Annotated in this window: 12 protein-coding genes and 1 tRNA gene; 12 read left to right on the plus strand and 1 reads right to left on the minus strand. The window is 48.9% G+C overall.

The genetic code is table 11. The features are described from left to right. Positions 1 to 49: 49 nt before the first annotated feature. On the minus strand, positions 50 to 1,186 hold the full coding sequence (trpS, locus tag HMPREF3190_RS01665) for a tryptophan--tRNA ligase (RefSeq protein ID WP_082715069.1): 1,137 nt from the start codon (positions 1,184 to 1,186) through the stop codon (positions 50 to 52). A gap of 205 nt (positions 1,187 to 1,391) precedes the next feature. Between trpS and HMPREF3190_RS01670 the strand changes: the two genes are divergently transcribed. The 12 genes from HMPREF3190_RS01670 to HMPREF3190_RS01730 all read left to right on the plus strand — a co-directional run. Then, positions 1,392 to 1,466, plus strand: a tRNA-Val gene (locus HMPREF3190_RS01670). 479 nt (positions 1,467 to 1,945) lie between these two features. Continuing rightward, positions 1,946 to 3,889: a hypothetical protein gene (locus HMPREF3190_RS01675; protein ID WP_066779727.1), complete on the plus strand. Its 1,944-nt coding sequence runs from the start codon at positions 1,946 to 1,948 to the stop codon at positions 3,887 to 3,889. Positions 3,890 to 4,451: 562 nt separating this feature from the next. Beyond that, on the plus strand, positions 4,452 to 11,129 hold the full coding sequence (locus tag HMPREF3190_RS01680) for an FIVAR domain-containing protein (protein WP_066779729.1): 6,678 nt from the start codon (positions 4,452 to 4,454) through the stop codon (positions 11,127 to 11,129). A 672-nt stretch (positions 11,130 to 11,801) separates the two neighbouring features. Continuing rightward, positions 11,802 to 14,975: a molybdopterin-dependent oxidoreductase gene (locus HMPREF3190_RS01690; protein WP_449675994.1), complete on the plus strand. Its 3,174-nt coding sequence runs from the start codon at positions 11,802 to 11,804 to the stop codon at positions 14,973 to 14,975. Positions 14,976 to 14,987: 12 nt separating this feature from the next. Beyond that, positions 14,988 to 15,962: a 4Fe-4S dicluster domain-containing protein gene (locus HMPREF3190_RS01695; RefSeq protein WP_082715070.1), complete on the plus strand. Its 975-nt coding sequence runs from the start codon at positions 14,988 to 14,990 to the stop codon at positions 15,960 to 15,962. Positions 15,963 to 15,991: 29 nt separating this feature from the next. Beyond that, the gene (locus HMPREF3190_RS01700; RefSeq protein ID WP_082715080.1) at positions 15,992 to 16,885 is read left to right on the plus strand and encodes a cytochrome b/b6 domain-containing protein; all 894 of its coding nucleotides are present in this window, start codon (positions 15,992 to 15,994) and stop codon (positions 16,883 to 16,885) included. Between the two features lie 92 nt (positions 16,886 to 16,977). Continuing rightward, positions 16,978 to 18,060, plus strand: coding sequence for a formate dehydrogenase accessory protein FdhE domain-containing protein (locus HMPREF3190_RS01705; protein WP_066779734.1), 1,083 nt, complete (start codon positions 16,978 to 16,980; stop codon positions 18,058 to 18,060). Positions 18,061 to 18,561: 501 nt separating this feature from the next. Next, positions 18,562 to 20,229 carry an ABC transporter substrate-binding protein gene (locus HMPREF3190_RS01710; protein ID WP_066779739.1) on the plus strand — a complete coding sequence of 556 codons (1,668 nt, stop codon included), beginning with the start codon at positions 18,562 to 18,564 and terminating at the stop codon, positions 20,227 to 20,229. 22 nt (positions 20,230 to 20,251) lie between these two features. Continuing rightward, positions 20,252 to 21,538 (plus strand): ABC transporter permease, encoded by a 1,287-nt coding sequence (locus tag HMPREF3190_RS01715; protein WP_449675997.1) that lies wholly within the window; start codon positions 20,252 to 20,254, stop codon positions 21,536 to 21,538. Next, positions 21,531 to 22,391 carry an ABC transporter permease gene (locus tag HMPREF3190_RS01720; protein ID WP_066779741.1) on the plus strand — a complete coding sequence of 287 codons (861 nt, stop codon included), beginning with the start codon at positions 21,531 to 21,533 and terminating at the stop codon, positions 22,389 to 22,391. The genes HMPREF3190_RS01715 and HMPREF3190_RS01720 overlap by 8 nt, the downstream gene beginning before the upstream one ends. A gap of 10 nt (positions 22,392 to 22,401) precedes the next feature. Continuing rightward, positions 22,402 to 24,066, plus strand: a complete 1,665-nt coding sequence (locus HMPREF3190_RS01725; RefSeq protein ID WP_066779743.1) for an ABC transporter ATP-binding protein — start codon at positions 22,402 to 22,404, stop codon at positions 24,064 to 24,066. A gap of 168 nt (positions 24,067 to 24,234) precedes the next feature. After that, a partial coding sequence (locus tag HMPREF3190_RS01730) for an ABC transporter substrate-binding protein (protein ID WP_066779745.1) occupies positions 24,235 to 25,602 on the plus strand: 1,368 nt, incomplete at its 3' end.

Raw genomic sequence — 25,602 nt, forward strand, 5'->3', positions numbered from 1 at the left:
ATTGTAAGTAATTATCGAGAAATTGCAATGTGCGCGTAACCGCAGCGTTTTAGCGCTTGTACACCATGTGCATCGCTTCGCACACTTCTTCAAGCGTTTCTTGAGCCAGCGCGCGCATGGTGGCATTGCCGTCATGCAGCACATCGAACACGTAGTCACGCTGCTGCGCAATCTGGGCACGGCGCTGTCGATACGGCTCCAAAAAGCTGTTCACACACTGCGTAACGTATGCTTTCAGCGCGCCTGATCCACCGTTGCCAATTTCTTGCGCAATGTCAACTTCGCTTCTGCCGCTACACAGCGCCGCCGTGGTAAGAAGTGCTGAAACACCAGGTCGATTATCCTTATCGAAAGTAATAAAACGCTCCGAGTCGGTTTTTGTTTTCTTTATCAGCTTCGCCGTTTCTTCCGCACTTGCACCTAACGAAATTGCATTGCCGTAACTTTTCGACATTTTGCGCCCATCAAGGCCAGGAATTTCAATCGCGTCCGACAAAACACCCTCGGGTTCAGGGAAAACACGCGCATATCGCTCGTTAAAGCGGCGCGCAATGGTACGCGTAAGCTCAATGTGCGGCAGCTGATCTTTCCCAACAGGCACAATATTGCCCTTGCAGAACAAAATGTCACACGCTTGATGCACAGGATACGTAAGAAGTAAGCCGGTAAGCGCGTGACCCGATGCTTCCATCTCAGCTTTTACCGTTGGATTACGCTGCAACTCGGCTTCTGACACCAACGACAAAAACGGCAGCATAAGCTGGTTGGCTTCAGGAATGGAGGAATGCGTGAAAATAGGCGTTTTACGAGGGTCAATGCCTGAGGCAAGATAATCAAGTACCATGTTATAAACATTATCTTGAATGTGCTCGGTGGTATCGCGGTCGGTAATCACCTGATAATCAGCAATAAGCACGTAGGTTTTCACGCCCTGATTTTGCATCGCAACCCTGTTAAGAATGCTTCCAAAATAATGCCCCAAATGCAAACGCCCTGTTGGCCTATCACCCGTAAGCATCGTGTATTTTTCAGGATGAACAGGCAAATCGGCGCGAATAGCATCCGAGCGGCGCTTGCTTGCGTTAAAGGTGTCGCTTACCGCAGCGCTAATGGCAGCGCTTGCAGTGGTGGTAGCGCCCGTTGTTCCCTGCGCCGATGCGTTTCTTGAATCGAATTGGCTGGTCATTGCTTCTCCTTGTAATGCGAAAAATCCCAAGCGCGCGCCCAGGCGTCACTTTGATGCACAATTTTTATGCACAGTATCATAGCGCATGCGTGCACACTTTATAAGTTCATACTTGATAATCATAAGAAGTGCTTGTAGAATACCACACAGCGCACGAATTGCAGCGCTCTTAACGTACAGATACACGTACGTACGTAAACAACGTGGTCGCTTGGCTCAGCGGGAGAGCATCGCCTTCACACGGCGGGGGTCACAGGTTCAAATCCTGTAGCGACCACCATTTTTTCTTACACCTCACCCTTTGCATAAGTCTTTCTTTGTGCGGAACGTACCTGGTCACGCGTGTATCTTTGCGCAGAACGTACCTGGTAACGTGCGCGCTTTCCTGTGTGCGCCGAGGCAAAACGTTGCAACGAGCGCGTAATCCTTTGCAGTCAACACCCCTGCTTGAACGCACGTGGCGCGCACGCAGCACTCGCACTTCCGCCCCTGCCTGCTCACGTTCCCCATCACACAACTCCCCTTCTCATGCGCGTTCGATCTTATGCCGCGCCCCTGCTCGTTCGCGTTCCCCACCCCACAAAGCACGACACCGTTTCGTTGCAAACTTTTAAGGAAAAAATAAGCACCGTGCTTTAATCTATGCACATTGTTTAGCACTACGAAGCAATTGAAGCTCCAGCACATTGTGCGTGCATAAACAGCAATATGGTATTCATTGAGGGCGCGCCCTCACGACCTGCACAAGGAGATAAACTTATGCGAAACCGACACACTGTTGTGGCTGCGTTAACAGGGCTTACCTTACTTATGCCAGCCGCTCATCTTACCAACGCTTATGCCGTCGATGATGCACAAGCAAACGATGCGCAAGGACAAAACGCTTCCACAAGCGCGAACAATGCACCTCAGGCAAACAAAGCAGGTGTAGCAGCTCCGCTTACACAAAGCGACGTTGATGATGCGCAAAAAACTGCACAAGAAAAGCAGCAAGTAGCGCAAGGTGCTAAGGAACAACTTGCCGCTAAACAGCAGCAAGTAACGCAAAAGCAAGCCGAGCTTGCAGATGCTCAACAAAAGCTTGAAGGGGCAAAAGAAGCTGAAGAGCAAGCAAAACGCGCGGAGGCAGAAAAATTCCAACAGCTTGAACAAGCAAAACAAGCAGAAAAAGAAGCTCAAGAAGCAGTTGATACAAAAACAGAAGCTCACAAACAGCTTACAGAGCAAAGAACACGCCTTGTTGACGAGCAAAAAACTGCTCTGCAACAAGCACAAAAAGAAGTAGAAGAAGCGCAAAAGCAGCTTATCGCAAAAGAGCAAGAACAAACACAGGCAAAGGAAGCACTCACCGATCATACCAATAAAGTTTCTCGAACAAGAAACGATATAGCAGACCTTAAAAATAAAGTAAGCCATGCGGCTAATGAGCTTCAAACTGAACAAGCTAAAAAAATGCAGTACAGCTTTGAAAAACAGCGTCTTGAGCGCAATGGACAGGCGCAGCAAAATCAAGCACGCATCGCTGAATTAGACAAAAAAATTAAAGAAGCAAACCAAGCGATTACCCAAAAACAGCAAGTGTTTACTCAGCTTAATGATCAAAAAACAGAGGCTGAAGACACACTCAAAAACGAAGCAGCAACCAAACAACAGTTACAAGAAAAGATCAAAACAGCCGATCAAAATTATAATCAGGCAAACACACAACATACAACACTTACTGAAAAGCTAGAGACCACTAAGAAAGATCAGCAACAAGCACTTACCGCCCTTGATGGCTCCATTGCACAAGCAGCACAAGAGCTTGACGGTCTTAAGAAAACGCTTACCGAGAAAACAGGACTACAGGAAAAGGCGCAAGAGGCACACGAACAAGCTGTGAATAACAAAAACAAGCTTGAGCAAGACCGAGAAGTACAAGAAAGGGCGCTTGCTCCCCTTCAAACTGCGGTTCAGGAAATGAGTAAAGAGCTTGAACAGAACAAGCAAGAAGTTCAAAAACTAGAAACTGAAGCGCAGCAAGCGCAACAGCACGCACAACAGGTTCAGCAAACGTACACCCAACAGCAAGCAGCTAACAATCAAGCACAAAATAACGCACAGGGTAACGCACAAGCACAAAACCCTCAAACAGGAGCAGGAGCTGGCTCTACCACCACACCTTCACAACCACAGGGTGCTGGCAGTGCAGCTGGATCAGGAGCTGGAACAGGACAAAACGCACCTGGTGCAAATGCTGGAGCAGGTCAAACTACACCTGGTGCAAATGGGAATACTCCCGGTGCAAACCAAAACACACCTGGTGCAACCCAAAATACTCCTCAGAACGGCAATACGCAGACAGGCGCAACTAACACCAAGCCATCAGCACCACAGCAGCCACAAGCTAACGCACACGGCAACACAATGCATCAAACACAAAGTCTTTCAGCGGGTATTACTCCTCCAAGCGTCAGCGCAAATGGTGCTAACGCCATGCATGCAAACAACAAGCGCGATACCATGGCACTTGCTGCTCACACGCAAACAAACTACGCAAAAGATGCAGATGCTACAAGTAAGAACGCAAACGCTGCGATGCCTAAAACAGGCGATTCAGCAGCCGTTACCTTAGCTCTTACGCTGTTTGCCGCTGGCGTTACTACCCTCGGTGCACGCAAACTGTATAGCCGCAAGGCATGCCACGCATCAAAACGTCAATAAGTAAGAGCCATACGCCTGTAAAAATGCAACGTTATGAGTGTCGAGGTGCTACAAGTCGAGAGGTAAGAACCATACGCCTGCACAACACGCGCACGCAATAGCGCACCATAACCATTGAAAGCACATTACACGCACTACCACACGCCACTATGCACGCAAGCGCGTAGTGGCGTGTTTATTGTTGCTGTTCGCAGTATAATACATGTGTTTAGAACGAGCTAAGCAACGTTCACCGATAAAAATTCACCATAATAGTATTCTCACAAAAAAATTATATAAAACACGCAAAATGATTGTCTTTATAAAGCGCTACCATTATCTAAGGTGCTCATACGCATTTGACAAGGGTTAATTATATAAATCAATGAGCTTACCCCCCCCCCGCATACTTTTGTCAATAGAATTTACAATATAAAGTTAAATTCGACTAATATTCTGAGAAATTTATAAACAGTATTAGCTAAATTATACAAATTCTTGGTATAATCAAGGTGCATAGAACTATACCTTGCGGAGCAAAGGTCGAGATAACACAACAGTTTGTTTTGTGGAAAGGGTTGTCATGACTAAGAAAAATTTTGGTAAACATGCTCGTAGCACGAGTGAACAAACAGCACACACGTTACGTACCGTAAGTATAGGAGCAGCGGGCGCTCTTGTTGGAGCATCGCTTGCTTTGGGCGTTTCACCAAGTGGAACTCCGCTTGCTCATGCCGAAACTACGCCTGCAACACCAGCACAAAGTCAAGCGCAAACACCAAGCACGCATGCTCCTCGCGTAAATAATGCGCCATCGACAGGCGTTGTAAAACAGTCTTCGACAGCTCAAAACAATCCTCTTACTGCTACACAAAACAATCCACGTACCGCCAGCACTGCTGGAAATGCTACGCAAGGCACCGATCGCGCGGCAACACCTACGCCTCAAGGCAACGATCGCGCTGCAACACCTGCTGCGCCACAGCAAGCAAACAACGAAATTACGCTCTCGAAAGAAACAAAAGACACGCTTCCCAATATGTATGCATGGGGCTCTTCCGACAATACCTACATTGAAGGCGGACAAAAACAAGAAGTTAAATTTACCCTTAAGCCAGCCGATGGTGTTGCAGTTACCAAGGTTGCTATTTTCCCGAACGATAACATTGATATTAATGGTAGAAACGCAAAGGATTTTGTAGAGTACAGATCAGACAACAAAGACGCGCATCAAGCCTATTCGGGTGAATACTCCCTTGTCACAAATGCCGACGGCTCTGCTGTTCTTACCATGAGCCCCATGTATAGAAACAACAACATGGCCGCAGCAGGCTATGCTGCAAACCGCTGCATCTATGTGTATGGCATGAAAGACGGGCAGGAAGTTCTGCTGTACAAAACAAACATCGCCCGTGCAGCAACGCTTATTCCACCGAAAACAACAGGTTCGATTGTTTTAAGATACGATCAAAAGCTTGAAGAAAAAACTATTCGCGAAAAGCTTCAAAAGGCACTGGATGCTCCTACTGCAGGCAAGGATGGCAAATCGCTCCGTGATCAAATTGCAGATGCGAGCCAGGCTAAAGGCGTTGGCGTGCGTGACAAAGATAATCAAAAGAAGCTTGATAATACACCCGATAACCCCGAGAAAAAGATTCTTGTTACCGATAACCAGGCCTATGATGTTAATCAAGTGAATTCCATTAACAAGGTAACGTCGAAGCCCGATGCAAAAGTAATCACCTATCAAACTGGTGTTGTAAAACTTAAAACCTACCTGGTATCCGACTTAGGCTACAAGTCTGACGTGCTGCCTCTTACCATTGCTCGCTATGACACGCGCATCGACAAGCCCACCGTCGAAGATCCAACCAATGTTTCGCAAGACGTTAAAACCGACATCATCAAAAAACTTGCGGCGCTTAACCATGTTGCCCAAGACAAGGTAAGCATCAACGACAAAGGCGAAGTTACCATCAACTTCGAAGGCGTAGACGCACAAGACGCTCCCAAAATCGCCCTTCGCGACCTCGTTTTGAAAAAGCTCAAGGAAGGTGAGTTTGCTGTTCCTGCAAACGACAAAGCAGTCTTTGTTGCTAACCCACTTGGATATTCAAAAACTGAACTTGATCGAATTAAGACAGCTATTTTTGAAGCCAACAAAGACAATACAGAGCTTGGCCTTACCAGCAAAGATCAAATTACGCTTTCATATCTGGAAGGCGATCTTACTGCAACTGGTGACTCTAATAAGGGAATCTCGAACGGTCAGGCGGAAAACAAGATTACCGTTAAGATTAAAACTGACAAGTCAGTTGCCGAGTTTACGTCTAATGTAAAAGAGAACAAGCTTACCAAGCTTCCAGATATCCGTAAGGATTACGACGTTTCGTGGACTAAGGCCAAAATTGATGGTCGCGATACCGACGAGGGTATTTCTTGGAGTAATGATCAAAAAACCACTATCATCTACCGTTACGATCCAACTAAAGCAGAAAAGTTTGATACAACAAAGATTCTTGGTTTGCTGAAGGCTACGCCAAAAGACAAGCAAGCTGGTTTGCGCGACCTTACAGGCGGCGAACAGCTTTCCTATGAAGGTACAGGGAATAACGGGCGCAAGTCGCACATGCACTATGCGTTGCAAAATGGCGAGCCAACGGGCGAGCTTACGCTGGGCAATATGAGCGGCGCTTATTGGCAGGGAAATCAGGAAGTTTCTAATTCTGACGTAGACCTCGGTGATAATTTATCAGAAGCTGGTTCGTATTCATGGGATACAGAAGCTGGCTCGGTAAAGGTAGCCGGCAAAAAGGGCAAGATTTATAAGGCACGTTTGTTTGTTCAGCCGTATGCAATGACGTACTATAAGGATGTTTATCTGGAGCAAGGCCGCAATCCAGGCAATACAGCAAAAGCGATTAACATTATCTTTGTGCCGCAAACGAATCATAAGACAAAAGACCTTTCGGATTCGATTGGCGAGCACAAAACCGAAACTGTTGATGGCAAGGACGTTCCAACACAGTCGAAGTACTACAACGCGTCTGCTGATAAGAAAGAGGCGTATGAAAAGGCTCTTGATGCTGCAAAGACGCTGTATAACTCTGTAAAGGATACGGACGAGTCAAAGCTTACCGAAGAGCAGAAGGCACAAATCGATAACGCTACGATTAACCTTAATAAGGCGCGTAAAGAACTTGATGGTCCTGACACCAACAAGGACGGACTGAACACCTCGATTGAAGCTAATGGTAAGGCTGCTGAAGGCACTAACCCTGCGTCTGGTACGCAAGCAACGAACCAGTTCAAGAACGTAAGCGATCCTGACTTCAAGGATGCGAATGGTCAGCCTGATACCAAGAAGAATGAAGACGCAAAGAAGGCTAAGAAGGCTTACGATGACGCGCTCGCTGAAGCTAATAAGGTAAGCGCCGACAAGAACGCCACGCAAAAGGCTGTTGACGACGCGAAGGCGAAACTCGATGCCGCACGCAACAAGCTGAACGAATTCACCACCAACAAGGATGAGTTGAGTGCCGCGATTGCTAAGGACGGCAAGGTAAACACGGGTGAGGCTGGTAAGACAGGCGACGAGAAGCTTAAGACTGCCGACCCAACCTACCAAAACTCTACCAAGGAAGAGCGCGACGCATACGACAAGGCTGTTGCTGAAGCTCAAAAAGTAGTTGCTGACCCCAACGCTTCCCAGAAGGAAGTAAACGAGGCTATCAAGAAGCTTAAGGAAGCTAAGTCAAAGCTAGACGCTAAGGCTACGGATAAGTCTAAGCTTGCTGCAGCAGAAAAGCAAAGTTTCGATAATCCTGATACTGCTGACCAAAGTAAACAAAGCGTCTTCTACAAGAATGCACTTACTAAGAAAAATAATGGTAACGAGCAAGAAAAACAAGCGGCCGAACAAGCAATTAACAATTATGACCAGGCATTAGCTAATGCTCGCACCATTCTTAACAACGAAAAAGCAACACAGGCGCAAGTTGACGAAGCTAAGAAAAAGCTTGAAGAAGCCGAAAACGCTCTGCATGAGAATTATAAGTCCGACGATAACGACCTTACGAAGGCAATCGCAAATAATGTGAGTGGTTACCTTATGCCAGCGTACTTCAATGCGTTTGATCAGGCTCAAAAGGATGGCGCAGACTCTCAGGCTGCTAAGGACTTCAAAGCCTACAATGATGCTTACCAGAAAGCCAAGGCGTTAAGTGCGAAGCTTAAGGAAACGGAAGAGTCCAAGAAGCCAAAGCAAACAGAGATTGATGCTGCTAAGACGGCTCTTGAAGATGCTCGTAAAGTCATCGATAAGTACGCAACTGACACCAGTAAGATTTCGGCGGCGTTGCTTCACAGCTTGGCCATTACTACAAGCCCGGCGTATAAAAACGCGTCTGCAAATACTGATCCAAATTCTGACGAAGCTAAGGCAAAGAAGGCGTACGATGATGCGCTTAAGGAGTTGCAAAAAGCCTTCAATGACCAAATGGATAAGGACAAAGGTGCTGACGGAGCAGAAATCCCAGAGTCCGTTATTCCAGATAAAGATATTGACATGACCAACGCAGATGCGCTTAAGAAGTTGCAGCAACACGCTAAGGGTCAGCCTTTGAATAGGGATGTAACAAGGCTCCTTGCAGATCTTAATGCTGCTGTAAAAGGCCTGGATAAGTTCGCCACCAAGACTGACGAGCTGATTAAGTCGATTAACGAGGATGCGACTACGCATCCAAGCCCTGCGTTTAAGAACGCCTCGCTGCCAAACTACCAAAAAGCTGATGGCTCGGGACCGGATGACACCAAGAATGCTGCCGCCAAGAAGGCTGTAGATGAATATGGCGAGGCTCTCAACAAGGCGAAAGACTTGCTGAACGATCCTAATGCCACACAAGCGCAGATAAACGAGGCAAAGAAGAACCTCGACGAGAAGCGTAAGGCTCTTGACGCCTACAACACCGACACCACCAAGCTCAAAGAAAGCGTAAAGAAGCATGGTACGAAGGCAGATGTTCCTGCTCCAGAAGAAGGAACGCTTACTTCTGATGCGTATCGAAATGCATCAGATCCGCACTTCTTAACTCCTGATGGCAAGCCGGATGAACAGAAGAACAAACAGGCTACTGAGGACAAAAAGGCGTATGACGATGCATTACGTAAGGCTCAGGAATTGCTTAAGAAGGCAGGTCCCGATAGCAATACGCCACTAGATGCGCAGCCAACTCAAACAGAAATTGACGAGGCGCTGAAGACTCTCGATGAAGCTCGCAAGAAGCTTGAGGATAACTACAAGACAGTTACCACTAAGCTTGATGAGGAAGCAAAGAAGTCGACTGCAGACGGCGCTACCGTGGCCGAAGCAGACTTTGAAGCTACGCCAGAGTTCAAGAACGCTAAAGCTAAGACAAGCGATGGTAATGAAAATGCAGATGTTACTGCGTACAAGAAGGCTCTTGCAACTGCTCGCAAGCTAGTAAGCGATGCAAAGGATACAACCAAGAAGAACAGCGAACGTCCAACGCAGCAACAAATTAACGAAGCACTGGACGCTCTTCAAGCAGCTAAAAAGCAAATTACTGACAACTACAAAACAGATCTTGGAGCGTTAACTGCCGCTAAAGATTTTGCAGGTGACGGCTTCAAGAAGACGCCTGAATACAAGAATGCTGTTGCTAAGAAGACTGCTGGTGACCAAGGTGCTACAAATGACTTGGGCAAAGATGGTGAGCAAACTGGCTTCGACAATGTTCTGAAGAAAGTTACCGAAAAGCTTAATAACGAAGATTGGAAGAAAAAAGCAACTCAGAAAGATGTAAGTGCGCTGCTTAAACAACTGCAAGGTGCCCAAGACAAGATTGCGAAGAATTATAAGACCGACGCAACCACACTTCAAAATGAAGTAGGCGACAAAACGCAAGATGGCAAGCCGGTTGTTCCTCCGTTTGAAGCGTCGGTGCCCTACAAGAACGCACTCGCAAAGTCGAACGCTGGTGACGCTACTGCAACGGAAAAGATTAAGACCTATACTGACAAGCTGAAGGCAGCACAAGACTTAATTGACCAGGTAAACAACACCGATCCAAATGCTGACCCCGATAAAAAGCCAACACAAGAGCAAGTTAACAATGCTCTGGATGAGTTGCAAAAGGCTAAGAAAGACATCGCCGACGCCTTCAAGACTAAAGCTGATGCCTTGAAAAAAGAAACGAATGAGCTTAAGGACGACGGTCAACCAAAAGAAGAAAAAGACAAGTTTGAAAAGTCTACCGAGTACCAGAATGCACTTGCTAAGACGGATGCTGACAGCAAAAAAGATGTACAAACGTACAAAGATGCTCTAAAGAAAGCCAACGAGCTTCTTGAACTGTTCGGCGATGATGGCAACCCGAAGGCTGATATCCCAGCTGGAAAGCAAATTCCAACGCAGCAAGAAGTTGACGAGGCTCAAAAGGCTCTGAAAGAGATTAAAGATAAGATTCTTGCTAACTACAAAACGAACCCGAAAGATCTAAACGATGAGGCGCTAAAATCACGGGCTGACGACAAAGATAAAAACCCGAACGCCTTTGAGATGACGCCTGCCTTTAGAAATGCACAAGCAAAGGGCGACGATGCTGCTAACGCGAAAATTAAAAATTACAATGACAAACTTAAAGCGGCACGGAAGCTTCTTGAGGCGTTCGACCTGGTTAATGGCGGTGTAAAAGCAAAGCTGCCTGACGGTATGGATAATGCTCCAACCCAACAGGAACTCGATGCTGCGCTTAAAGCTCTTCAAGATGCAAAAGCAGCAATTCTCAAAACGTATGACACCAACGCACAAGCACTAAGCGATGCTGTAAACAGCGACTTTGCTAATACAAAAGCATATCAAAACGCGATTCATGAATACGGAATAGACAAGTCGTTCCTGAACAAATACCTTGTAGCGTATCAAAAAGCGCTTGCTACTGCTAAAGAAATTCTTGAGAGACATAACGGCAACTATGATCCAAGTGACAAGCCAACGCAAAAAGAAGTTGACGATGCACTTAAAGCACTGCGTCTTACTATGGATACGCTGACCGAAAAGTACAGCACCATGCCAAGCTTCTTAGATCCGAAGACCTATGGCAACGAACCTGCGCAGGCACACAAGCAGCTGCCCAAAACAGGAGATGCGCTGCCCCTGTATGCAAACTCTGCTGCGGTACTGGTAGCAATTGCGGTACTTACTCGTACGAATCGTCGTCGTAAGCAGAACCGCTCATAACGCTTATGTCATGGCTTATTCAAGGCGCGCGAGGGCCGCATAGCACGCCTTGATAAGCGCTTATGTATAAGGTAATCATCCTTTCGTTTTTGTGGCAATCTAAAAAGACCCGTGCAGGTGTTTGCATGGGTCTTTTATTATGCTCGCATCATGTATAAACGCTGGGCTCCTGCTTTGAAGGGCAAAGCGTACACGGGACTCCTGCTTTGAAGGGCAACGCATACATGGGGCGCATATTTTTAAGTGCAAAGCGTACACTGGGTACATGTTTTGAAGTTCGGAGCATAGACTCTGTTCGTATGCCACCTCGTTCGTTTCCCGCTTAGCCTCATAGGTTAAAATGCACACTTTCTTCATACCGCCATCGCAGTGCTTCTTAACGCTGCAAAATGCGCTTTTTACACCTCTCTCATCACCAAATTGACGTATTTGTACTAAGCAGTCATTCCCCCGTCATCATTCTGTAACTAATTTTAAGTAAAATTAAGTCGTACCAAATACTCATGCGAGATATTTAGTACAGGTAAACTGGCGTGATACGAATGTTAAAGAATATGTTCCGCACAAGAAAAACTATCTTTCCTGCGCAACGCACACATTCTTAAAGCTTTTCACACAAGGGGTAACGTGAATAGGGCGGCTATACATTCGTATGAGTGAGAGAGTGCTAGAATGACCATTTCGAGACGAGATCTGTTCAAAGCAGGAGCGCTCACCTTTGGTGGGTCGCTGGCATTTCAGCTATCGCAACAAAGCGATGCACATGCCTTTGAAGCAACAAAACACTGGAAATTACAAGACACAAAAGAAAGCACCTCGGTCTGCTGCTATTGCGCAGGCGGATGCGGTCTTATTGCGTCAACGCGTAACGGCGAGCTGGTTGGGCTTGAGGGTGACCCCGACCACTTTGTAAGCGAAGGTGGTTTGTGCCCGAAAGGCGCTACCGAGTTCCAAACCGAACGTATTGTTGATCCAAAAACGGGTGTACTGATGGACAACCCCGGGCGCATTACGTCGCCACGTGTGCGCCGCCCCGGTGCAAACAAATGGGAGGACATCACCTGGGAGCAAGCGTTCAAAGAAATTGCACGTCACGTTAAAGAAACGCGCGATGCAACCTTTGAACTCAAAGACAAAAATGGCACCACTGTTAACCGTACTGCAGCAATAGGTTCACTGGGCGGTTCATCAATGACCATCGAGGAAGATTACTTCATCATGAAGTTCATGCGCTCACTTGGTCTTATTACGATGGACAACCAGGCGCGTGTTTGACACTCCTCAACGGTTGCCGGTCTGGCACCAACAATTGGCCGAGGCGCAATGACCTCGCAATGGGGCGATTTAAGCAACGCCGACGTTCTTCTTACCTGCGGCTGCAATAATGCAGAAAATCATCCTATTTCTATGAAATGGGTAAACCGTGCGCTCGACAAAGGCGCAAAATGGATTGTTGTTGACCCGCGTTTTACGCGTAGTGCAGCACATGCAAACATCTATTTGCCTATCCGCCCTGGTACCGACATTGCATTTTTTGGTGGCATGATTAACTACATCTTCGAGCACAATAGAATGCAAAAAGAGTACTGCACACACTACACGAATCTTACCTATCTTATTAACCCAGGTTATTCCTACGATCCTGAAACGGGCTTGTTCAGTGGTTGGAATGAAAAAACCAAGAAGTACGACAAGTCGTCGTGGTCGTATCAAACAGAATCGACCCATGAGTGGGATACCAGCGCACAAGGCGCCTACGCGTGGACAAAGCAGCCAGGTGTTCCTGCCTTTACGCCTCCTGTGTTGAAAACACCGAAAAAAGACCCAACGCTTAGCGATCCGCATTGCGTATACCAAATTATGAAGAAGCACTATGCACGCTATACGCTGGATAAAGTATCGAGCATTTGCGGTATGAATAAAAAAGCGCTTGAAGAAGTGTATGACATTTACACACAAACAGGCGCAAGTAATAAAGCTGGTACCATTCTTTATGCACTGGGACAAACGCAGCACCATGTAGGCGTTGGCAATACACGCATTATGACTATCGTTCAGCTGCTGTTAGGCAACATTGGCGTGCCGGGCGGTCAGCTTGCAGCACTTCGTGGCGAGCCAAACGTGCAAGGCTGCACCGACATGTGCATCGACCCGGGTGCAATGCCTGGCTATCTGCAATGGCCAAGCAGCGTGAACGACCGCACGATTCGCGAGTATTTCGAGCACGAAACACCTGCTGATGGCTACTGGGCAAACAAACCTAAGTTCCTTGTATCATTCTTGAAGTCGTTCTTTGGCGAAAACGCTACCGCAGAAAACGACTACGGTTACGACTGGTTGCCCAAAGTTGACGACCCCGCGAAACGCTCGCTGCAAAATGCGTTCCACCTGATGGAGGAAGGCATTATCAAGGGCTATTTCTTCTTTGGACAAAACCCGCTGCAATCGCTTGCAAACGCTCGCTATCTGCGCAACACCATTGGAAACCTCGACTGGATGGTTTTCGATGACATGTACATGACAGAAACAGCATCGTTTTGGGATGCGCCCGACATGAAAGACAAGGCGTCCAAAATCAAAACGGAAGTGTACTTCCTGCCTGTAGCTGGGCCTTTGGAGAAAGCAGGCACGGTTGTGCAGTCGGGACGCGTTATGCAATGGCGCTATCAAGCACTGCATCCGCACGGCAATTCAAAACCCGACTTCCACATCTTGTACGAACTGGCAAAACACATTCGCGAGTTGTACAAAAATGAGGGCGGCGTATTCCCTGATCCTATTTTGAACACAAAATGGGACTACGAAATTGACGGCAAACCCGATACGCGCAAAATTGCATGGGAGCTCAACGGCTACAAAACCGCTGATGCAACAGCCGACTTTAAGAACGCAACGCCAAAACTCCTCCCAAGTTTCGCCGATTTGAAAGCCGATGGCTCAACGGCATGCGCATGCTGGATTTATACTGGCTACTACGCGAACACAAAAGATGCGCTTGACCCTGCTATTCAAAATGTTGCACGCCGCGGTAAAGAAGATCCTGGCAACTTGAAGATTTTCCCGAACTGGGCGTTTAGCTGGCCTGCCAACCGCCGTATTCTGTATAACCGCGCAAGCTGCGATGAACACGGCAAACCATGGCGCGCCGATAAAGTGGTGGTTGAGTGGGATGGCACGTCGTGGAAAACAAACGACGTTCCCGACTTTGTGGCGGCAAGCAAAAACACCGATGGCAAGCTTGTTCCTGTTGCGCCAAACAACAAAGCGTTCATGATGCGCTGGGAGCAAAACGCATCGCTTTTCAGCAACGCGCTGAAAGACATGCCGCTTCCCGAGCACTACGAGCCTTATGAAGCGCCAACAAACAACCTGCTGAACGGGTCACAATCGAATCCAAGCATCTTGTTTGCCGATCACCACTCCATTAAAGACACCACGGGTGCACCTGAAGAGTATCCGTATGTTGCAACTACCTATTCGTTTACCGAACACTGGTCAAGCGGTCAGGAAACACACTGCGCACCAGCGCTGAACGAAATGATGCCGCACCAGTATTGCGAGATGGGTGTTGACTTAGCGCGTGAAAAAGGCATCAAGCCTGGCGACAAGGTGCGTCTGTTCAACAAACGCGGCAGCATTGTGGTTCAAGCAATGGTCACGCACCGCATTGCGCCTTTGGAAGTGAATGGCAAGCGCACGTATACCATCGGCATTGTGCACGATTGGGGCTGGTCAAACCACTTCGTAACGGGCGACATTACCAACGATTTGCCGCCTAACGTGGGCGACCCGAACTGTTTCATTCAGGAATCGAAAGCATTCCTTGTTGGACTTGAGAAAGCGTAAAGGAGGAGCATCATGACAACTGCACTTCAAGAAAAAGCACCACGAAAGCCGCTTAATGCTCCCGAGCTTTCGAAGGACGAGCTTAAAAAGCAGGGTGAACTGGCAATTTACTACGATTCGTCGAAATGCACTGCATGCCGCGGATGTCAAGCGGCATGCAAAGTGTGGAACGAGCTTCCATCCGACATCGAGAAAAATGCCGGCACGTTTTCGGGAAGCTATCAAAATCCACCCGATTTGCTTGACAACACGCGCCTGATCATTACCTTTGAGGAACGTCCGCGTGAAGATCGCTATGGCATCGACTGGGCGTTTGGGCGTCGTTCGTGCATGCACTGCACCGATGCTGGCTGCGTGAAAGTATGCCCCAGTGGTTGTTTGTATCACGACCCTGACGGCACGGGTTTGGTAGTATACGATACCGAAAAATGCATTGGATGTCAGTATTGCCGCAGCGCATGCCCCTTTGATGTACCACGTCATACAGGTGTTGGCGTAACGGGCGGCGGCATCAAAATCAACAAGTGCACCGGATGTGTCGATCGCGTTCGTCATGGTATGGCGCCAGCGTGCGTGTCAACCTGTCAGCCGGGAGCACTTGAGTTTGGCCCGCGCGATGCGATGGTTGCAAAAGCGCGCAAACGCGTAGAAGAATTGCATGCAATGGGCTTTAACGAAGCGCGCGTGTATGGTGCTGACGAGCTTGATGGCTGCCATGTAATTCACGTGCTGAAATACGGCATGAATATGTATCAAAAAATGCCAGAAAACCCGCAAGTAAACGATGCCGTGAATGCGCTTAATATCATGAAGCCTGTTGCAGGGCTTGCAGCCGTTGGTATTGCAGCTGGCCTTGGATTTTCGTACTTACGCGGCGTAGGCTATAAACGTGACGAAATGCTCTACGATGCAGAAAGTGAAAACGTTATCGACACCACAACCGATGAAGTGGTTCGTCACATCGACCACGAGGGTGGTGAGCGTTAATGAACCCGATAAAAAAGCTGTTCGGCTTCATGGATAAGATTATTGTTATTACCGTAAAATTATTGTGTGGCGATCATCCCGAGCCCAACAAAGAAGAGCTTAAACAGCAAGAAAAATGCCTTGATAAGTTTACCAATACAAAAGGCGAACACGAGTTTCCTGTGCGCGTTATACCACGTCACTCGCTACAAACGCGCATTACGCATGGTGTGGTAGCTGTTTCGTGCTTGTGGCTTATGGTGTCGGGCGTGTTTGTGTTTGTGCCACCTATTGCTGCTGCATTTCCGCAGGTAGCTCAGGTTATGCGCATGAGCCACCGCTTAGTGGGCGCCATCTTCATCATTTGCCCGATTGTAAGCGCGCTGCTTGCTCCTAAAGGCTTCAAGCTGTTCTGCGAGAAGTACTTCGTGAAATGGACGCCTGAAGACATCGAGTTCATGAAGAAATTCGTGTTTTACATGATTGGTCCAAAAACGGTGCACATGCCCGATCAAGACGAAGTAAAAAGCGGCCAGCGCTTTGCCGATGGTGCGATGGTACTCTCAAGTATTTTCATTGCAGTATCGGGTCTTGTACTGTGGCTTGGCACAAGCGTGTTCCGCACACCTGCAGAAGCGCAGATGATCATGCGTATTTGCCACGATATTTGCTTTGTAATGTTCATTATCTTCGGTATTGCGCACATATACTTGGGTGCCGGTATTTTCCAACCGTACAAAGGAACGGCACGTCTTATGTGGGGCGACGGCAAAGTGCCTGAAAGCGATGGTTTGTATCACTGGGGATTTTGGGCGCGTGAAGAAATTGAGCACGGCAATGTCGAGAACGAAGACGCAAAACACCTGGCAAAACGCAATAAGCATCTGGCGAAAGTGAAAGCGAAGATGCAAGCGAAACAGGCAAAGGCAGCGAAAGCGGAGTAGGTGCACGGGTTCCCGTACCCCGCTCGGCGCGTGACGAGCTAAACAAACACGCGTACAATAGCATCTAACGATTAGGAAAGGAGATGCCTGTCATGGAGCAGTTTTTCGGAGCAAATTCACCTTTCAATGCAGGGAATAATTACGCCGCGCAAGCTATGCTTGGCAACGATACTCTGTTTCGTGACAAGGCATTTTCCTACTACAAGCAGCACTACCAGCAAGAACAGCGCCCAAACGATGTAGCGCGTCTTGCGCTTTTTCAAGATTTGTATGCATATCAGGATGCGCGAGCGCTTCAGCTGCACACCGAAAACAAAGAAGAACTCCCCCGCAATGCAATTATTACCGCGCAGTTGTTTGCCGATACCTGCCAGCACGTGTTCGATGTGCTACGCAATCACACAGCGCTAAACAGCGCAACTCAAGCGGTACTTGCGAACGTGTCGTGGGAAACGCTTATTGGCGCATTGCTCGATGACGTTCAACATCTTCTTCAAGAAGAACATATCCTTCATGACGGTGCGGCTGCTGACGATTCGTCTGCTGACAACGCACCTGCGGTGTACATGAATGTCATCGTTGCGCAAGACGACACAAAATGCCGCATTTCACCTGCGCATTTTCTAGAACTACTGATGTATGCTGCGCAAGAAAACGCCGCAGCCGCCCCCAAGCAAGCGCCTACCAGCGAAAACTTTGTTCCCGAAAGCGCACTTCCCACCTTGGCCGTTATATGCGCCTGTGCACTGCGCGCGCATCTGTTGTTACCCGCGAAAAACGCTGCGCAAGACTACACGAACTCAGCCGACAAAAGCGTTGATAGCCCGCTAGCCTGCCCCGTGTGCGGGTATCGCGAAACACTGTCGTGGGTAGGAGAATTTACCGCGCACCACGGCAACGAGCGCGTAAAGTATTGTCCGCTGTGTGCAACGCAGTGGGCATTTGAGCGCATTCGCTGTGGACGTTGCGGCACTAAAAACCAAGGTCATTTCCACTATACTAACGAAGAACATGACAACTCACATCGCATTTTGATCTGCGATGAGTGCCATTCCTACGAGCGCGTTGTGTTTCAGGAACACTTGCAATCGCCCGCGTTTTCTATCGAAGTGGAAGACGTGGTAATGGCTCCTCTTGATGCGCTTGCCCAAAGCGTGCTCTCGCAGCGCGCATAAACGCACCATCACCTCGCGCGCAATGCCCGATTCCATATTCACTCTAAATTAGATAAGCTACCGCCCGCCTTGATAGCATCAATTTCGAACCTGTCGGAATTGCCGACACCTTGCTTTCAGCGGCATCAAAGCTACCCAAAGATATTCGGTTCCAGTTGTTCGGTATTTCCGAACAACTGAATATAAACTACCACTTCTCACATACGCGCATCCATTCCTGCGCCCGCAGCTGTTGCTGTTGTTGATCCAGCACAGCCCGTCACCTGCGGATACTACCCCATTCAGCGCAAACTTCAAGCCTGAGCTTCCTTTTAATTGTTACCAAATTAAATTAGATTTTGCTTACTTTGTCCTTAAATTTTCCGGCGTTTGTTGTTACAATTACACCGTGTTGTTACGAAACTGTAATTGGTAATACACCAGTGCGCTTACGCGACAGCCATTGCAGACGAGACGTAGTAACAAGCCATCTAGTAATACGCAAAGCGAAAGGAGCTTTAGATGGACAACGAAAGCACTTTGTATCCACCGTCCGAAAAAACCCCACACAGCGGTATCACCAGGCGAAACGTTATTAAGGCAGGCGCCGCAATGGGCGCATGTGCCGGTGCGGCTGGCATTTTGGGTTGTCAATCTGAAAAGCCAAAAGAGAAGAAAGCGGAAGCGCCAACTGATGCAAAAGACACGCTTACCATCTTTGTTGGCGAAGACTTCGAAGAAGGTTTCGACCCTCTGACCTCGGAATACAACAGCAACGGTATGTTCAACGTGTTCCACTCATATCTTTTGAAATTCGACAACAACGCCAAAATTGTCCCCGATTTAGCGGAAAGCTTCAAAGTTTCAGAAGATGGCCTTACCTATACCTACACCTTGAAAAAAGGCATTAAGTTCAGCGACGGCAGCCCGCTTACCGCCGAGGATGTTGCGTTTTCATACCTTACCATTCGCGACAACGGAGCAGGTCAAATTGACTTTAAGGCCATTGCCGATGCAAAAGCACTTAACGAAACAACCGTTGAGTTCAAGCTGAAGCGCCGCGATTCAAGCTTCGTTACGCGTACAGCTAAGCTGGGCATTGTTCCGAAAAAAGGCTATGCAGCAAAAGACTACCGCATGAACCCTATTGGCTCGGGTCCGTTCAAGATGGTGAAATACGAGCCAGGTCAGCAGCTTATCGTTGAGCCGAATCCGCAGTATTATGGCAAAAAATCGCAGTTCAAGCGTATTACGTTTTTGTTCTTAAGCAACGAAACCGCCCTTGCACACGCGCAATCGGGCAAGCTTGATGTGGTTATGGTTCAGCCTGAATACGCCAAAGAAAAAGTTGCGGGCATGCATCTGGTAACACTTCCAACAATCGACACGCGCGGTTTCCACTTGCCCACGTTTGCGCCGAAGAAAATCGACGGCAAGGAATACGGCAACCCGGTAACGGCCGATATCGCAGTTCGCAAGGCTTTGAACATCGGTATTAACCGCAAAGAAATTGTTGAGCATTCATTAAATGGCATCGGAACGCCTGCAACGGCGCTGCTTCACAATATGCCGTGGGCGAACCCTGCTGCTGAATTTAAGGATGGCCGCCTGGAAGAAGCGAAGAAAATTCTTGAAGACGCAGGTTGGAAGCTTAATAAAGACGGCATTCGCGAGAAGAACGGCACGCTGTGCGCCTTTAACATGCTGGGAATTTCAAGCGATATGCAGCGCTACGACATTGCTGTTGGCGTTGCTGAACAGGCAAAGAAGCTGGGCATTAAGATTACGCCAAAAGCTTACGGCTGGAAGCAAGCGCGTACGCTTACACCAACCACGCCGCTGTGCTGGGGTACCGGCGACTACGATCCATCAGGCGATTTGGTTGGATACTTCGGCTCGAAAGGTTCCATCAACGATGCGCGTTACTCGAACCCAACAGTTGACAAGCACATCGAGGAAGCTTTGGACGCAAAGACAAACGAAGAAGCCTACGAAATTTGGAAGAAAGTACAGTGGGATGGCAAGACAGGTCCTGAAAGCGAAAACGGCGACTTGCCGTACCTGTGGATTGTTACCATCAACCACACTTACTTCGTAAAAGATGACCTTGACATCGGTAAACAACTGGTACATCCGCACGGACACGGTTGGCCGGTAGCCTTCAACTTAAGCGAATGGAAGCGCAAGTAGCACGAACGATTAGCGCGATCGCATGACGCAAGCTCGGACTACGCGCGATGAGCGCGGGCTCGGGCTTGCATTGCAAGCGCGGCGGAGAGTGTGCGGGCACGGGCTTGAACTTGCAAGCGCGGCGGGCTCTTTCTTGGGTGCGTTATCGGGTGCGTTCTGGAGCACGTTCCATCAAACGTGCTTGCTATCAGGCGCAAGCTCATTCTCGTTCTCAGGATCGTTTTTGCACGCGAGTTCGCGTACAACCAGCACGCAACGCGCGTGCGCAGAGTACCTCATTTTGTGCATGAGTGCGCAGAAGGCGAACATAAAGGAACTAACTATGAAACAAGCAAAATTTTGGATTGAAACGTTTCTGCGCCTCATCCTACTTCTTGTTGCGGCAAGCATTATCACCTTTGCCCTGGTAAACGCTGCACCTATCGACCCTGTTGCAGCATACGCCGGCGGCGAAAACACGTTCTCCAAAGAACAGCTTGCCTCAATTGCCGCCCACTGGGGCTTCGACAAACCCCCTGTTGAACGCTACTTTATGTGGATTGGCGGCCTACTTCACGGTGACGGCGGCATTTCCGTTATCTACCAGCGCCCCGTTGTGCAAATCCTGTGCGAACGCGCAGGAAATTCACTGCTGCTGATGGGCTGCGCATGGGTTCTATCAGGTATTATCGGCTTTGCGGCCGGCATCGTATGCGGCTTGTATCCGCGCTCGATTGCCGATAAGCTACTGAAAGGCATCTGTATCGTGCTTTCCGCTGCGCCAACATTTTGGGTAGGGCTGGTGTGCCTTTCGATATTTGCCGTAGCGCTTGGCTGGTTCCCACTAGGGCACGCCTACCCCGTTGGACTTACGCCTGACCAGGTAACATGGGGTCAGCGCATCCACCACCTTATTCTTCCTGCGCTGGTGTTAGCGGTATCGGGCATCGGCAATATCACGTTGCAAACACGCGAAAAAGTAATCGAAATCATGCAAAGCGACATGGTTACCTTCGCGAAAGCTCGCGGCGAAACAACACGCCAGATCATCACGCGCCACCTGCTGCGCAACATTTCACTTCCAGCCATTACGCTGCAATTCGCCTACATTTCAGAAGTTTTTGGCGGCTCGGTACTTGCCGAGCAAGTGTTCGCGTACCCGGGCTTGGGAAACGCGGTCGTTCAATCGGCACTTTCAATGGACATTCCGCTTCTGCTAGGCGTTGCGCTGGTGTCGGCAGTGTTCGTGTTCGTTGGAAACTTCATTGCAAACGTACTGTACGGAATTATTGATCCCCGTATCAAACGAGGAGCTGAGCTGCATGACTAATACAACTACCACTCAAACTGCCGTGAAACGCACATGGAACAACATGCGCACGAAAACCCTCATTTTACTGGGAATTGTACTGGTTGTGTTGCTTGTTGTGCTGGCGGTTGGCCTTACGATGCATCCCGATTTGTACAGCTCACACTTAACCGGTAAGCTGCAAAAACCCTCTGGTGCGCATTGGTTTGGAACCGACTACCTTGGCCACGACATGTTCCACCGCACCATTCGCGGACTTGCACTGTCTATCCTTATTGGACTGGGCGCGTCAATTATATCGGGCGTCATCGCTATTGTGTTGGGAACTATTTCCGCCGTGTGCTCAGGCTGGATCGACAAAGTGGTCTTGTGGGCTGTTGACCTGGTGTTATCCATTCCTCATATGGTGCTTTTGCTGCTCATCTCCTTTGCGCTGGGCGGCGGCGTGCAAGGCGTTATTGTTGCTGTTGCACTCAGCCACTGGCCAACCCTTACCCGTGTTATTCGCGCCGAAGTGCTGCGCATCAAAACTTCGCAATACGTAGCGCAGTCGCGTTCGTTTGGGAAAAGCGGTGTGTGGATTGCGTTTCACCATGTAATCCCCCACATTTTGCCGCAAGCTATCGTCGGTATTATCATGCTGTTCCCCCATGCCATTTTGCATGAAAGTGCGCTGACGTTTTTGGGCTTCGGCCTTCCGCTCGATTCGCCTGCTATCGGCGCTATCCTTACCGACGCCATGAAATTTATTGCAACAGGTCAGTGGTGGCTTGCGTTCTTCCCTGGTTTATTGCTGGTAATTATCGTGCTGTTAATGTTTACGCTGGGCGACAACATCAAGCACCTGTTAAGCCCGCAAACGGCACAAGAATAAGGAGCCCATCATGACCAATTCAACTCCTCTTCTGGAAATAAACGACTTGTCGCTTTCCTTTACCAGCTATGCGCAAGGCCTGCGCCAAATATCAACGCAGGTGCTGAAGAACCTTTCGCTGAAGCTGCATGCTGGCGAAGTGTTTACCATTGTGGGCTCGTCAGGTTCGGGAAAAAGCCTGCTTGCAGAAACAATTCTGGACATCCTGCCGAAAAACGCGCACGTAACGGGCAGCATTAAGCTTGACGGCGCGCCAGCAACGTGTGCGGCCCTGCGAAAAATGCGCGGACGCGAGCTGCTGTACGTTCCGCAAGGGGTAACAAACCTTGACCCGCTGATGAAAGTGGGCCATCAGGTGTGCCTGCGCCCCGAGCAAAAACAGTATCAAGAAGCGGCGTTTAAGCGCCTTGAGCTAAGCGATGCGGTAACGAAGCTGTATCCTTTCGAGCTTTCGGGCGGCATGGCACGGCGAACGCTGGTGTCAACAGCGCTTTTGGGAACGCCTCGCATAGTGATTGCCGACGAGCCAACACCGGGTATGACGCTTGACCAAGCGCGCGAAACGCTGCAGCTGTTCCGCGACATGGCCGATAAGGGTGCAGGTGTTATCGTGATCACGCACGACCTTACGCTTGCGCTGGAAATTTCCGACACAATTGGTGTGTTCTACGATGGAACAATTATCGAGCAGGCGCAAAAAAGCCAGTTCACAGGCTTAGGCGAACAGCTCAAGCAGCCGTTTACGAGGGCGCTGTGGTGCGCGCTGCCTCAAAACGAGTTCTCGACACCCAAGCACACTGGCGCTGCTGGCCATGCAACAAGCAGCGCTTCCACTGCCAGCCAGCCTGAAAGCAAGCGCGCAGAGGCAAACTCGCAGGTTATCGCAGGTAACGAACCAGAAAACGCACACGATGCCGCAGCAACACAAGCCTCCGAGCACACTGGTGGTGCTGGTGATGCAACAAGCAGCGCCTCCCCTGCCAGCCAGCCTGAAAGCGCACCCGCAAAGGACGCAGCACAGCACGCAGCCCAGCACGCATCTGTTCTGGAAGCAAAAAATGTATCGTTTTGCTATCCGGGCTCGAAGCATTGCGTTCTTGAAAACATCAACCTTGAAGTGCACGAAGGCGAAATTGTTGGCTTGTTTGGCGGATCGGGGCACGGAAAATCAACACTTGCGCGCGTTTTAGCAGGTCAGCTGCCTATAAAGCAGGGCTCCATTACCTTTGATGGCCAAGCGCTGAACCCGCACAGTTGCTCGCCGGTGCAGCTTATTTTTCAGCACCCCGAGCTGGCGCTTAACCCGCGCTGGAGAATGAAACGCACGCTGCAAGAAGCGTGGGATGTGCCTCAATCGCTGCTTGACAAGGCGGGGATTCGCGACGAATGGAAAGAGCGCTATCCGTTTGAGCTTTCAGGCGGCGAACTGCAGCGTTTCTGCGTGGTGCGGGCGCTTGCTCCCACCACCAAAATTTTACTGTGCGATGAAATTTCAACGATGCTTGACGCTATCACGCAAGCTCACATTTGGCACTTGCTGCTTGATCACGCCAAGGAACACAGCATGGGCATGCTGGTTATTTCGCATAGCGAAGCGCTGTTGAACCGCATTTGCACGCGCGTCATCAGCATTGATGCGCTTAACAACCACGCAAACTGCATCGAGGATCAGTAGGCACGACCACCAGCGCCATGTTGATACCGCTTAAAAATTTTTTCACAACTTTATAAAAGAAAATGTTGCGAAAGTTAATCAATGTTGTTACGATATAGAAAAAAGTAATACTTTTTAAATCGCTCACGTATACTCACACAGAGCGTTACACGCCAAGGAGGTTTGACTATGGCAAGCGAAGAAACATCATCACTCACGCGTCGCGGTTTTGTTGGCGCTGGTGCGGCCTTAGGTGCTTGCGCAGTTGGAGCAGGCATTACTGGCTGCTCGTCTGCTAAATCTGAAAAGAAAGACGAAAAAAAAGAAGAAAAAGTAAGCGCAAAAGACTCGCTGAAAATTTTTGTTGGTGCCGAGCCCAAAGATGGTTTTGATCCTCTTACCACCTATTGGGGAACAAACGGCATGTACAGCCTGTTCCAGTCGCGCTTGTTGGCGTTCAACAAAGAAGGAAAACCCGTTCCCGATTTGGCGGAAAGCTACAAGATGTCCGACGACGGCCTAACGTACACTTACAAGCTGAAGAAGGGCATCAAGTTTAGCGACGGCACTCCCTTTACCGCCGATGACGTGGTATTTTCTTACCTGACCATTCGCGATAACGGAGCTGGTCACATCGACTTTAAGGCGCTTGCCGATGCAAAGGCGCTTGACGAAAGCACCGTCGAGTTCAAGCTGAAGAAGCGCGATTCAAGCTTTGTTGCACGCACCGCAAAGCTGTGCATCGTTCCGAAAAAAGGCTACGATGCGCAAAACTACCGCATTAAGCCTGTTGGAACTGGTCCTTTCAAGCTCGTTCAATACGACAAAGGCCAGCAACTTATTATTGCGCCAAACGAGTATTACTACGGTACAAAATCTACCTTCAAGCGTATTACGCTTGTGTTCTTAAATGGTGAAGCTGCGCTTGCCCACGCTCAATCGGGTACGATGGATGTTGTTATGGTTCAGCCTGAATATACGAAAGAAAAAGTAGAAGGCATGCACCTTGTGAAATTCCCCACTATCGATACACGTGGATTTAACTTGCCAACCTTTGCACCCAAAGAAGTAGATGGCAAAGAGCGCGGAAATGCAGTAACGGCTGATAGAGCTGTTCGTTTGGCGCTGAATATTGGTATTAGCCGCTCGGAGCTTATCCAATCATCCATTAACGGCATCGGCACGCCTCATACAGCCTTACTGCATAAACTTCCTTGGGCGAACCCGCAGTCAGAGTTCAAAGATGGTCGCGTTGAGGAAGCAAAGAAAATTCTTGAAGACGCTGGCTGGAAGCTAAATGCGCAAGGCGTTCGCGAAAAAGACGGCAAGCCTTGTGAGTTTAATATTACGGGCCGCAGCGATGACATGCAGCGCTACGACATTGCTGTTGGTTTGTCTGAGCAGGCGAAAAAGCTTGGCATCCGCATTAACGCGAAGGCTGTTCCTTGGAAACAAGGACGCGAACAAGCTCGCATTATTCCTACGTGTTGGGGTACGGGCGACTACGATCCATCGGGCGACATCATTGGTTACTATGGCTCGAAAGGCGCTATTAAC

The sequence above is a fragment of the Umbribacter vaginalis genome (assembly GCA_001552935.1).
In the GTDB taxonomy this organism is placed as follows: Bacteria; Actinomycetota; Coriobacteriia; order Coriobacteriales; family Eggerthellaceae; genus Berryella; species Berryella vaginalis.

Excerpts from the sequence above, each read along its gene's own strand:
- trpS (WP_082715069.1), bottom strand. The coding sequence starts at position 1,186 with ATGACCAGCCAATTCGATTCAAGAAACGCATCGGCGCAGGGAACAACG.
- HMPREF3190_RS01705 (WP_066779734.1), top strand. The coding sequence starts at position 16,978 with ATGGAGCAGTTTTTCGGAGCAAATTCACCTTTCAATGCAGGGAATAAT.
- HMPREF3190_RS01675 (WP_066779727.1), top strand. The coding sequence starts at position 1,946 with ATGCGAAACCGACACACTGTTGTGGCTGCGTTAACAGGGCTTACCTTA.
- HMPREF3190_RS01720 (WP_066779741.1), top strand. The coding sequence starts at position 21,531 with ATGACTAATACAACTACCACTCAAACTGCCGTGAAACGCACATGGAAC.
- HMPREF3190_RS01700 (WP_082715080.1), top strand. The coding sequence starts at position 15,992 with ATGGATAAGATTATTGTTATTACCGTAAAATTATTGTGTGGCGATCAT.
- HMPREF3190_RS01680 (WP_066779729.1), top strand. The coding sequence starts at position 4,452 with ATGACTAAGAAAAATTTTGGTAAACATGCTCGTAGCACGAGTGAACAA.
- HMPREF3190_RS01695 (WP_082715070.1), top strand. The coding sequence starts at position 14,988 with ATGACAACTGCACTTCAAGAAAAAGCACCACGAAAGCCGCTTAATGCT.
- HMPREF3190_RS01710 (WP_066779739.1), top strand. The coding sequence starts at position 18,562 with ATGGACAACGAAAGCACTTTGTATCCACCGTCCGAAAAAACCCCACAC.
- HMPREF3190_RS01715 (WP_449675997.1), top strand. The coding sequence starts at position 20,252 with ATGACGCAAGCTCGGACTACGCGCGATGAGCGCGGGCTCGGGCTTGCA.
- HMPREF3190_RS01725 (WP_066779743.1), top strand. The coding sequence starts at position 22,402 with ATGACCAATTCAACTCCTCTTCTGGAAATAAACGACTTGTCGCTTTCC.